This is a genomic window from Microbulbifer aggregans (genome assembly GCF_020524005.1).
GTDB classification, from domain to species: domain Bacteria; phylum Pseudomonadota; class Gammaproteobacteria; order Pseudomonadales; family Cellvibrionaceae; genus Microbulbifer; species Microbulbifer aggregans_A.
This window is the reverse complement of the sequence record NZ_JAIVKK010000007.1, coordinates 260,202-270,278: the sequence shown is the minus strand read 5'-3', so window position 1 is coordinate 270,278 and position 10,077 is coordinate 260,202. Positions and strand designations below refer to the sequence as shown.

The following is a 10,077-nucleotide window of genomic DNA, read 5'->3' as shown; positions in this document are numbered from 1 at the left end:
GCCATAACCAGGCGCTGCAGCCGACATCTTACTTTGAGCACTTTGTTGCGCAGTCGCTACGCTCCTATTTTCGCGCAACAAAGCGCCCAAAGTAAGCTGCGGCTGAGCGCGGCGTTATGTGCTTATCGAGGATCGAGCACGATGAAGAAAGTAATTCTCTTATTAATGATGATCTTTTCGCTTGCCGTGAAAGCGGAAGTACTTTGGAAGCCAGAATCTATCTCATATGAGTTGAAGCTGGCCCATAAACTTCTTGGCACCGGTCTTATGCTGGAACTTAATCAAAACCTCGAGCCAAGTGAAACTGGCTGGAAACAATCGAGGCTTGACGTTCCAGAAAGCTGGTCTTCTGCAGAGTTGCAAATGAAAGATGGCGCGCTCTGTATCACTGTCGGCTCAGAAGAATATTATATAAATTCAGAAAATATGGGCGATCTGAGTTTTGCCATCTTAGATGGCGGCAATAAAAGCAATGCACAGCTACTGGAAATCTGGGCCAAGTATGCAAAAGGCACATAACAAGCAGCGGCAGAGCGACAGCCAACGCTACGCACCTTTTGTGTTACTCGCTGGCGCTCAAACATTAACACAAAATGCGCTCCGCGCTGGCTGCGCCTGCGCTGGGCGTTATGCATCGCTAGGAGTAGAGTGTAATTGAAAAGACCAATATTCCTCATTTTGCTCCTGGTTTTGAGTAATATCGGCTGGTTTGTCGCGTACATGGTTGCGAAAATTGATCACGGAATCACGCTAACTTACCAAAGTGCAAGTTTTGACACATCTCAAATGGCGCAGGATCAAGCGATTATTGTTGCTAATAAAAATTTAGTAGGCGCGCCATTAGCTGAAGCAATTGAGAAGATTGGTAAAGATACGTACGGCTCTGATCCCTTTGTGAAAGAAGGTTGCCTTTACGCTGGAGGCTTATGCCTAGAAATAAGTAGTGGTGAGGTAATCGGCAAGGTCCGTGCCGAGTAATGCATAACAAACAGCGGCAGAGCGACAGCCAATGCTACGCACCTTTTGTGTTACTCGCTGGCGCTCAAACATTAACACAAAACGCGCTCCGCACTGGCTGCGCCTGCGCTGGGCGTTATGTTGCAAGGTGAATTATGGAGCGAGCTGAAAAATGGGCTCTTATCGAGGCTGAATTGATGGCAGCATTCGAATTGCTTCCGAGCAATACAGTAGAGTCTGATAACGGCTACAGAAAAGGTGATTTCTTAGACTATATCAATGCAAATGAACTGTTGTTAGCTATGGAAGAGCTAGATGGTGTAATCGAAGATAACCCAAGTCCTTCAAAGGAGTTTTGGCGTCACTTAATTAGTGCATCAAAGCTAATGGACAATATTCATCTAATCAAATATGAGTCCATATTAAATGCAACATAACAAGCCGCTCAAATTCTTTCCGGCCACAAAAAGCGTGGCCTCCACCGGACTCGCTAACGCTCGCCGTTTAGCGGGGCGTTAAATGTCATGGCATCGGAAAACTTGATAGCTCGAATATATAAATTATGCATGGTCATATGTATATCCGTGATGGTTGTCACGGCATTTTTTGTCCTTTCGAACTTATTTTCACTTGAGGATGATATGGGTAATGCTGGCGGCTTCATTGCTAGCCTGTCGATGGCAGCGGTTTTAATAGCTGTTGTCATAATCACACCGGTAGCATCAGTTGCAGCGAGTGTGTCTTATGTATTCCAAGATAAGTTGCCAAATTCAAGGTTCTATAGCTATTGGCTTCCGTTATTATTCACAATACCAGCGATTCTAGCTCTAGTTTTTACGGTGATTTCATATGTCAAAAACATTTAACAAGCCGCAGCAATCGCTCCCGTTGGTCGCTGGGACAGCCAAAACGCTGCGCTTATTTGCCTGCCCCTGTGCGGGGCGTTATGTGTTTGTCAGAGTCCAACTCTAGCTATGAAAGAAAAAATTAATTGGATAGAACCTTGGTGGCATGTAAATGACAATAAAAAGGTTAAAGCTGTTATACAGAAAGAGATCGAAGCTGAAATTGGTCCAAAGCATCCTTTATGGCAATTAAAGCCTGAAGCTATTGCTAAAACAGATGCAAATGATGACGTTATAGTTCAACTTAATGATGGTAGGTTTGCTTGTGTGCATTTAGTTTGGCATGGAAAAATTGACCAGTTTCCAGACAAATTTCCATCAAGTGTTATTTTCGATACTGTTAAAAGCCTACAGACTTATATAAACGAAGAGGCGGATGAATACACATAACAAATTGCTGCATCCGACCGCCTACACTCCGTTCACTTTGTGCTGTACGCTACGCTAGCACAAAGCAGCTCCATTCCGGCGGCGGCTGAGCAAGGCGTTATGTGTCAGTAGATATATGGAAATCGAAGAGCATTTAATAAGTTACAAGCAAAGTATTAAATTTGTTGGGTGGGGGTTGGTGGGCCTTTCAATATTCTTTGCTCTATCCAATAAATCAATAAACCCAGGGTATGTCGGAGAGTTCTGGTTTACATTCTGTGTCATTAATGGCGTCTCCCTGTTGTGGTTGCTATTGGCCTTAGTAAGGCCAGGCTTTCGGAGAAGATCCCTAATTTCTGTCTTTACGCCCTTTTTAGGTGGTACCGTTATTTGGTTTGGCCTACTAGCTATCATATTTATTGGAGCAAACACATAACAAGCGGCTGTTATCGCCCCTTCGGGGCTGGGACGGCCTTTCCGCTGCTCCGCAGCTCCAAGTCCGCCCCAAAGCCGGGCGTTAAATGCAATAAGTAAGGAGAAGCTCAATGGGCGCATGGGGAGTTGGTTACTTTGAAAATGATATGGCTTTGGATTGGATCGGGCCTATACAAAACCACACGGATGAAGCTCCTATTCGAAACACTTTTGAGAGGGCGATTTCTGAAAAAAAGTACTTGGTAGTCGATGATGGCGCAGAGGTAATCGCTGCCGCCGCAACTCTATCGCATTTGCTTGGAGCAAAGGATATCGGAATACCTGAAGAGCTCAATGTATGGATAAAGAGCTCGAAATTCGCAATTGATAAAGAATTAGTTGATCTTGCTTTATCTGCTCTAGATCGTACATGTGCAGATGATTCTGAAATTAAAGAGCTATGGGAAGGTAATCCAGATTACTATCCACAGTGGACTGAAAGCGTAGTAAAACTTCGTACCCATATATTGGCAAGCATTTAACAAGGCGCTGCAGTCCGACGGCCAACTTTGTGCACTTTATGCGCGGTCGCTGCGCTCCCATTATTGCGCATAAAGCGCCCAAAATTGTCCGCGGCTGAGCGCGGCGTTAGCAATCTTAGTTCGCGCAGATTTTAAGGAAATAAATATGGCCTACGTAGAACATGCCAATATCTCAGTTTTGGATGCTGAAGAAACCATCAATTTCTTGACTACTGCAATACCATCATGGTCAGTGCGCGGGCAGGGAAAAATGGATTGGTTTGGAGAAGAGATACGATGGTTTCATGTGGGAAATAACGAGTCCTACATAGCTGTACAAGAAGGAGGCTTAGGTCAGGTTCAAAATTGGAAGGATAGATGGACTGGAGTGAAACATATTGGAATAGTGATTTCTGACTTGGATTCACTTGTAAGTCGCCTAGCTGAAGCCGGCTACCCGGTAGATCACGCAGGCGCTGAGCACCGACATCGACGCAATGTGTATATTTTCGACAGCAATAACATACAGTATGAATTCATGCAGTATTATTCAGAAAAATCGGAAGAGAAGAACGACTATTCCCTGTGAACACAGAAAAGCGGGTTCTGTAGTAGTCGTTGCTAACAAACGCAAGCAGGATGCTCGGAACCTATCCCGCTTTTGCACACACCTCCATCTAACTGGTCTGGAGGTGTCAATTGGCACGAAGAAAACACTACAACCGCTACGACGATGATTTCAAAGCAACAGCAGTCTCGCTATCCGAGATTCCTGGCGTGCTGACCAAGCACGTGGCTGAAGCTCTCGATATCCATGAGGTGATGCTTTATCGTTGGCGCATGGAGATGCGGCGGGGAGAGATCATGGCCAAGAAGAAAAACATACAGATAGATCCTGAGGTTAAATCAGAGTTGAAGCGTCTCAGGAAGCTGGAGCGAGCGCATAACCTGCTGCAGGAAGAACATGCCCTTTTAAAAAAAGCCATCCAATTCTCTTTGCAACAAAAAGGGAAATCTTCGAATTCATAGAAAGGCACCGGGAAAAGCACAGCATTAGCATGATGTGCCGGCTTTATGGTGTCACCCGGGATGGTTACAACTCTTGGCGTCGCCGTGGTGCATCAGACCGAGAGCAAGAAGAAAGTGAGCTATTTGAGCATATAAGGTCAATATTTGACCGCCATGATGGATGCTATGGTAGCCCTAAAATCACGCAGGAACTTAAAAAGAGAGATATTCACGTCGGTCAAAAGCGCGTCGCGAGAATCATGCGAAATCACGGCCTAAGAGCCGTTAAATCACGGATTTACACGGCTAGGCCGGGTATGTATAAGCATGTATACGGAATCCAATGCAAGATAGAGGGCATCAAGCTGACGCGCCCGAATCAGCTCTGGGTAGGTGATGTGACCTACATAAAGCTCAAAGATGGAACCTGGCAGTATCTATCTGTAGTAATGGATCGCTTTAGCAGGAAGGTTGTTTCTTGGTCTCTGAGTGATCGCAGAGACGTATCTCTGACGCTTTCTAGCATCGATAGGGCGGTACGAAATCGCGGACACCACCCGGAGCTGATCTTTCACTCTGATCGCGGCAGCGAATATCTATCGGGGCAATACCGCGAGCGCTTACGGCGGTATGGTATCGGTCAGAGCATGAATCGCTTTAAGAATATGAATGACAATGCCTTTATGGAGTCATTCTTCCATCAGTTTAAGACTGAAAGGATTAAGCGCCAGGTCGTCGAATCGGCGAAACAGCTAAGATCGACAGTGACCGAATATATGCGCTACTACAACACTCAGAGATCGCATTCTTCAATTGGGTACGTTTCCCCTCAAGAATTTGAGTGTAAAATCAATTGCTAACAATTAGGTGTGTGCAAAAGCGGGTTAAGTCCCGCTCCGGCCCTTCGGGCCTCCGCGGGACGGCTTACCTTGTGCACATTTTACGCAGGTCGCTACGCTCCCATTTTCGCGCAAAACGCGCACAAGGTAAGCCGCCCCTGCCGTGGGCGTTAACACATGAAATACATCGTAATTTTCTGCCTTTTGATTTTTAGCTCTTCAGCTCTAGCCACGAAATGCTGGACGCAATCTTAAAATGAGTTGGTGGCAAAGAGCAACGGTAAAGATCCATTTGAATTTGCTATTGACCGAGCACAAATTGTTTTCGTGGGTAGAGTAAAGAGCGTCCAAAAAACAATCTATGAAGAAGTGGGTATTGAGCCGGTCGTTCTCTAAGTAGAGGCAAAGTTCGATGTAAAAGAAACTATCAAAGGTAATGTATCTAAAGAGCTAGTTACCAATAGCACTGATATTTGCGCATGCAAGTATCAGTTTGAACCCGGAATCACGTACTTTGTAATGGGTGGAAAGTACGAAGATGCATTGCAAGTTTACAGTTGCGAGTACATTGAGCCCGTAGCACAATCCAGGGTCTTTGAGGCCCGCAGGATCGTCGGTGTTAACAAAGCCAGGCAGTAAAGCTCCGGGCCTTCGGCCCTCCGCGGGACAGCTTACCTTATGCACGTTTTGCGCAGGTCGCTTCGCTCCCATTTTTGCGCAAAACGTGCACAAGGTAAGCTGCCCATACTGGCGGCGTTAGGCATCAGAATTGAATCATGAAAAAAGTATTATTTTTTACTCTTGGGGCAACAATTTTTTTGTTTGGCTGTGCTTCGGTAGAAAAGAAGCCTGTAGTGATGGAGCTTATTTACACAGAGAATGCTTTACATGGATCTCCTACAGGGGCCATTGTTAATGTAATTCACGATACCCGCAGTGTTGGATCTTTAAGGAGTATTGCTAGATCGGCGGGGCTAAGTGATTTGATCTCTTGCGAGGCAGGAAGCGTAGTTAAAGAATGGCAAGCTGATAATACAGCTTTGCCGCACAAGGACTTTCCTGATGGCCAAAACTCAGTCTCGTTGGTGCTCCGTTGCGAGTAGTAATGCCTAACAAAGCCGGGCAATTTGCTACGGGCCTTCGGCCCTCCGTGGGGCAGCTTACCTTGTGCACGTTTTGCGCGGTCGCTGCGCTCCCATTTTTGCGCAAAACGCGCACAAGGTAAGCTGCCCCTGCTGGCGGCGTTAGTGTTTCGTCATGAAAACGATCATCTTATTTTTATCAATATTTTTTTCGGAAATCGCAATGAGTTCGCCTAGATCAGAGCCGCCGGTTGGCATGAGTAAAGAGATCTGGGAAAAACATCTTGAAAGAGAAGCCAAGGCTGAAAAGGATCGTCAAGATAAGTTCCAGAAGGAGCTAAAGGATAATCCACCTGAGCCCCCGTGGGAAAAATATCCAGGATATTCCAGTAACGATATATTCTGGCGTATGGGGGAAGGTGAAACGTACTTAATGGAGTATGTTTGGCCCTATCTAAGGTACGCTTCAGAGGTAGACCTGAAAAGCTATAAAGAAAAGTATCCAGAGCCAAATGGTTGGTTTGGCTGGTACGGAGAGTAAAAACACTAACAAGGCCGGGCAGTTTGCTCCGGGCCTGTGATCCTCCGCGGGACAGCTTACCTTGTGCACATTTTGCGCGGGTCGCTGCGCTCCCATTTTCGCGCAAAACGCGCACAAGGTAAGCTGCCCCTGCCGGCGGCGTTATATGTCAGTCAACACTCAATGGAAGAGATTGCACACATCATGAAAAAGTCGAATAAAGCCGCTTTGGTAGCAGTAATAGGTATGCTCGCCACAACTTCTAGTCAAGTCATCTTGAGAGGAAATAGTGAGAATTTTGCGTTCGGATTGAGCTCAGATTTTTGGGGCGGCTTTATAATGAGTGCCGGCTTGGGAATAATGCTCGTACTTTTAGCTACGCTCTACAAGAAGCAGAAAAAAGGTTGATTGCAGGGCCATATAATAATCACAGGCGATAAAGCTACGGCCCTTCGGGCCTCCGCGGGACAGCTTACATTTTTCACGTTTTGCGCAGGTCGCCAGGGTCCAATTTTTGCGCAAAACGCGCGCAATGTAAGCTGCGCTTGCTGTGGACGTTATAAGGCATTGAGCTAGTGACTCAAAAACGAGTAACTCCGCTGACTCAAAATGAGTTGGAAGCGATTTCTACAAAGAGGCTACTTGCCTATTTGCGGCGACTGCAAGAGTGTGAAGAATCCATCGAGCTATCTGATTGCCCAGAAAGTGAGATTGATTTATGTAGCGATATAGTCTTCAAGTCTTCAGAGGCCTGGAAAGCTCAATACAGATTAGTGAAGGCTGTATTATCAACGAGGCCGAACATTGATTAGCCTAATCTCTGTGCGTGAGCCTTATATCAATCACAGGCAGTTTGCGTGATAGCCCCAGAACTCAAAAGAGTATGAAATTTGAAATTATGGCGATGGGAAAAGGGTAGGCAGAACACCGGCTATGAAAAGTTTTTCATACTCGGCTCAAAGTGGCCTATTCCTTTCGATTTTTATATCCTCCGGTTTAAGGAAGGCGCTGAAATTCCGCCCCATACGGACAAGGTCACAACTGGTAATCACTACCGGTTGAACGTGGTTATTAAAAGGGCGAAGTCTGGTGGGGATTTTTTATGCAAATCGCCAATTTTTGAGAATTCTAGAGTAAAGTACTTTCGTCCCGATCTTTCGGAGCATTCCGTATCCAGGGTAGCTTCAGGTACGCGGTACGTCCTGAGCCTTGGTTGGGTACGGCACGCATAGAAAGGCCGGGCAATTGACTCCGGACCTTTGGCCCTCCGCCGAACTGCAGTCAATTAGATTTCCATGAAAATACAGCTTGAAATGTACAGTCCGGAGAGGGAGGCTTAGGTCAGGTTCATGATTGGAAGGAGAAATGGACTGGAGTTAAGCGTATTGGGATATTGGTTTCTGACTTGAATTCACTTGTAAGTCGCCTGTCTGAAGCTGTCTATCCGGTAGACCACGCTGGTGGTGAGCACCCACATCGACGCAATGTGTATATTTTCGGCAGTAATAATATACAGTATGAATTCATGCAGTATTATTCAACAAGAGCTGAAGAGAAGAACGATTATTCCCTGTAAGCGTGGGAAATGGTTTCTGTGGTAGCGCTTGCTAACAAACGCAGGCCGGATAGTACGGCCCGTGGAAGCAACGCGGGCGTTATTTTTTAGGGAGGGATTCAACTTTGAGCTCAATGTTGGCTTATGTAGGCGCTATTGCTTCTGTATGGTTGGTCGTCGGCATTTTATTGGCTGCTCGTTTTTATCCAAACTACAACCACTCAAAACAATTCTGCAGTGAGCTGGGGGCAGCAAATAGTCCAACGCGGAAGTTATCACCAATCATTAACAATTACCCACTAGGACTGATGTTTTGTCTGTTCGGGCTTTTTGTGGCGCTTAGTTCGCAAAATGAAATAAGTAAAGTGGTGATCGGATCAATGATAGTCGTTCATGGTTTAGGCACTTGGGTCGCAGGTTTCTTTCCAATGGACAGTGACCCATATACTAGGGAGCCATCATCCAACTGTAAGGTCCATTCTTGGGCGGGTGTTGTAATGCTTTTCTCTCTGTTAATAGCACCTGCTGCGGTTGCATTAAGCTCCACCTTCCCATTATGGCTCCGTATGTTCTCGGTGTTATGTATCGTGGGTTGTCTTATATTTTCGATTACGCTTGCCAAGGCATATAAAAGTAGACTAAATCTTGGATTACACCAGAGGATTAGCTACGGATTTCAAATACTTTGGTTGTTCGTGTTCTCATGCTTCATGGCTGTATAAAAACGAACAATCGTAACCAGCCGATTTGCAACGTCCTTGGCTCTTACAGATGATGGTCATCCAGGTTGCCCACAGAAAGCGGAGGCTAGTCATGAAAAAATTTTTTCTCGGCGTTGCTGCTACCCTATTGGCGTTGGCGACATCGGCTGTGTCAGGCCGCGATATATCTGAGAGTTCGCTAGTAGATACCGAATGGCGCTTTGTGGAATTCCGCTCTATGGACGATGCGATAGGAACGAAACGTCCAAGTGTACCGGCGCGCTATACCATGCGATTTCACGGTGATGGTACCGTGACAATGCAGCTCGACTGCAATCGAGCCACTGGAATTTGGACAGCAAAACCGGGTAGCGATCGCAAGAGCGGGAATTTCGAGTTTGGCCCCCTCGCGACCACATCTATGCATTGCCCGCCCCCGAGTATGGGCGAAGAAATTGCCAGGCAAGGCCGGTTTGTCCGGAGCTACCTGCTGGAGGACGATCGCCTGTATCTGAGCCTCATGGCGGATGCCGGTGTCTTTGTGTGGGAGTCGGCAGGTCGTTCTCGAAATAGCGAGGAGGTGCCCGCTTCCCCCGAACATGGCGGGCCCCGCAACTGGAAAGTTACCGTCAGATTGAATTTGCGTGAGCAACCGGCGGTTTCCGCTCGGATAGTGAGCAAGTACGAGCCGGGCACGATCCTTGATAATCTCGGCTGCCAGCAATCTGCTGGTCGAGTCTGGTGTGATGTCCAACAGCTTGGTGGTGGCCCGAGAGGCTTTGTCGCAGCGGAATATCTGGATCCCGCCGTATCCCCCGATGGCAGTGTTGCGCGAGGCGTAGATGATTCGGCCCTGCGAGCGGGGCAAGGTAAGTTCGATGCTGCAGGGATGATTCCATGCGCGCTGTCACCCGGGCAGCCGATGGCTCAATGCGAATTTGGTGTGGCCCGTGCCGGTGGTGGCTATGCGACGGTGGTCGTCAAGCGCCCGGCGGGGCCAAGCCGTGCCATCTATTTCCGCATGGGGATCCCTATCGGAGCGAATACCAGCCAGGCGGAAGGTTATCCCGAGTTCCGCGCCACCAGGGAGGGCGACCTGAACCGAATTAACATCGGAAGCGAGCGCTACGAAATCCCGGATGCGGTTATCCTCGGGGGGTAGTGGGCACCTAGATGTGTGGAGCTATAGGCTCCTGCTGACTTCAG

The 10,077-nt window shown here is 47.2% G+C and carries 14 protein-coding genes; 13 read left to right on the top strand and 1 reads right to left on the bottom strand.

Translation table 11 applies throughout. From position 1 onward, the window contains the following. From LC093_RS14585 to LC093_RS14575, 3 genes are all read left to right on the top strand, one after another. On the top strand, window positions 1–519 hold a 519-nt coding region (locus LC093_RS14585), incomplete at its 5' end, for a hypothetical protein (RefSeq protein WP_226666219.1). Between the two features lie 135 nt (window positions 520–654). Next, window positions 655–978 (top strand): hypothetical protein, encoded by a 324-nt coding sequence (locus LC093_RS14580; protein ID WP_226666217.1) that lies wholly within the window; start codon window positions 655–657, stop codon window positions 976–978. Between the two features lie 134 nt (window positions 979–1,112). After that, the gene (locus tag LC093_RS14575; protein WP_226666215.1) at window positions 1,113–1,394 is read left to right on the top strand and encodes a hypothetical protein; all 282 of its coding nucleotides are present in this window, start codon (window positions 1,113–1,115) and stop codon (window positions 1,392–1,394) included. A 53-nt stretch (window positions 1,395–1,447) separates the two neighbouring features. Here the strand turns inward: LC093_RS14575 and LC093_RS14570 are convergent, their stop codons facing one another. Further along, a complete protein-coding gene (locus LC093_RS14570) occupies window positions 1,448–1,663 on the bottom strand; it encodes a hypothetical protein (RefSeq protein WP_226666212.1) in 216 nt (71 codons plus the stop codon). A gap of 268 nt (window positions 1,664–1,931) precedes the next feature. On the opposite strand from LC093_RS14570, the gene LC093_RS14565 reads away from it, so the two are divergent. The 10 genes from LC093_RS14565 (at window position 1,932) to LC093_RS14520 (ending at window position 10,033) form a co-directional block, all read left to right on the top strand. Beyond that, the gene (locus tag LC093_RS14565) at window positions 1,932–2,252 is read left to right on the top strand and encodes a hypothetical protein (RefSeq protein WP_226666210.1); all 321 of its coding nucleotides are present in this window, start codon (window positions 1,932–1,934) and stop codon (window positions 2,250–2,252) included. 524 nt (window positions 2,253–2,776) lie between these two features. After that, complete coding sequence (locus LC093_RS14560; RefSeq protein ID WP_226666208.1) at window positions 2,777–3,187, top strand: DUF4259 domain-containing protein; 411 nt, start codon at window positions 2,777–2,779, stop codon at window positions 3,185–3,187. A gap of 145 nt (window positions 3,188–3,332) precedes the next feature. Then, a complete protein-coding gene (locus LC093_RS14555; protein ID WP_226666206.1) occupies window positions 3,333–3,755 on the top strand; it encodes a VOC family protein in 423 nt (140 codons plus the stop codon). A 110-nt stretch (window positions 3,756–3,865) separates the two neighbouring features. Continuing rightward, the gene (locus LC093_RS14550; RefSeq protein WP_226666203.1) at window positions 3,866–4,195 is read left to right on the top strand and encodes a transposase; all 330 of its coding nucleotides are present in this window, start codon (window positions 3,866–3,868) and stop codon (window positions 4,193–4,195) included. Then, on the top strand, window positions 4,156–5,034 hold the full coding sequence (locus LC093_RS14545; RefSeq protein ID WP_226666250.1) for an IS3 family transposase: 879 nt from the start codon (window positions 4,156–4,158) through the stop codon (window positions 5,032–5,034). The genes LC093_RS14550 and LC093_RS14545 overlap by 40 nt, the downstream gene beginning before the upstream one ends. A 755-nt stretch (window positions 5,035–5,789) precedes the next feature. Then, complete coding sequence (locus LC093_RS14540; RefSeq protein WP_226666195.1) at window positions 5,790–6,116, top strand: hypothetical protein; 327 nt, start codon at window positions 5,790–5,792, stop codon at window positions 6,114–6,116. Window positions 6,117–6,270: 154 nt separating this feature from the next. After that, on the top strand, window positions 6,271–6,636 hold the full coding sequence (locus LC093_RS14535; RefSeq protein WP_226666194.1) for a hypothetical protein: 366 nt from the start codon (window positions 6,271–6,273) through the stop codon (window positions 6,634–6,636). A 63-nt stretch (window positions 6,637–6,699) separates the two neighbouring features. Then, complete coding sequence (locus LC093_RS14530; protein ID WP_226666193.1) at window positions 6,700–7,023, top strand: hypothetical protein; 324 nt, start codon at window positions 6,700–6,702, stop codon at window positions 7,021–7,023. Window positions 7,024–8,304: 1,281 nt separating this feature from the next. After that, window positions 8,305–8,892 (top strand): DUF998 domain-containing protein, encoded by a 588-nt coding sequence (locus LC093_RS14525; RefSeq protein WP_226666248.1) that lies wholly within the window; start codon window positions 8,305–8,307, stop codon window positions 8,890–8,892. Window positions 8,893–8,983: 91 nt separating this feature from the next. Then, complete coding sequence (locus tag LC093_RS14520; RefSeq protein WP_226666192.1) at window positions 8,984–10,033, top strand: META domain-containing protein; 1,050 nt, start codon at window positions 8,984–8,986, stop codon at window positions 10,031–10,033. Window positions 10,034–10,077 lie beyond the last annotated feature (44 nt).

Excerpts from the sequence above, each read along its gene's own strand:
- LC093_RS14575 (WP_226666215.1), top strand. The coding sequence starts at position 1,113 with ATGGAGCGAGCTGAAAAATGGGCTCTTATCGAGGCTGAATTGATGGCA.
- LC093_RS14570 (WP_226666212.1), bottom strand. The coding sequence starts at position 1,663 with ATGACAACAGCTATTAAAACCGCTGCCATCGACAGGCTAGCAATGAAG.
- LC093_RS14565 (WP_226666210.1), top strand. The coding sequence starts at position 1,932 with ATGAAAGAAAAAATTAATTGGATAGAACCTTGGTGGCATGTAAATGAC.
- LC093_RS14560 (WP_226666208.1), top strand. The coding sequence starts at position 2,777 with ATGGGCGCATGGGGAGTTGGTTACTTTGAAAATGATATGGCTTTGGAT.
- LC093_RS14555 (WP_226666206.1), top strand. The coding sequence starts at position 3,333 with ATGGCCTACGTAGAACATGCCAATATCTCAGTTTTGGATGCTGAAGAA.
- LC093_RS14540 (WP_226666195.1), top strand. The coding sequence starts at position 5,790 with ATGAAAAAAGTATTATTTTTTACTCTTGGGGCAACAATTTTTTTGTTT.
- LC093_RS14535 (WP_226666194.1), top strand. The coding sequence starts at position 6,271 with ATGAAAACGATCATCTTATTTTTATCAATATTTTTTTCGGAAATCGCA.
- LC093_RS14525 (WP_226666248.1), top strand. The coding sequence starts at position 8,305 with ATGTTGGCTTATGTAGGCGCTATTGCTTCTGTATGGTTGGTCGTCGGC.
- LC093_RS14520 (WP_226666192.1), top strand. The coding sequence starts at position 8,984 with ATGAAAAAATTTTTTCTCGGCGTTGCTGCTACCCTATTGGCGTTGGCG.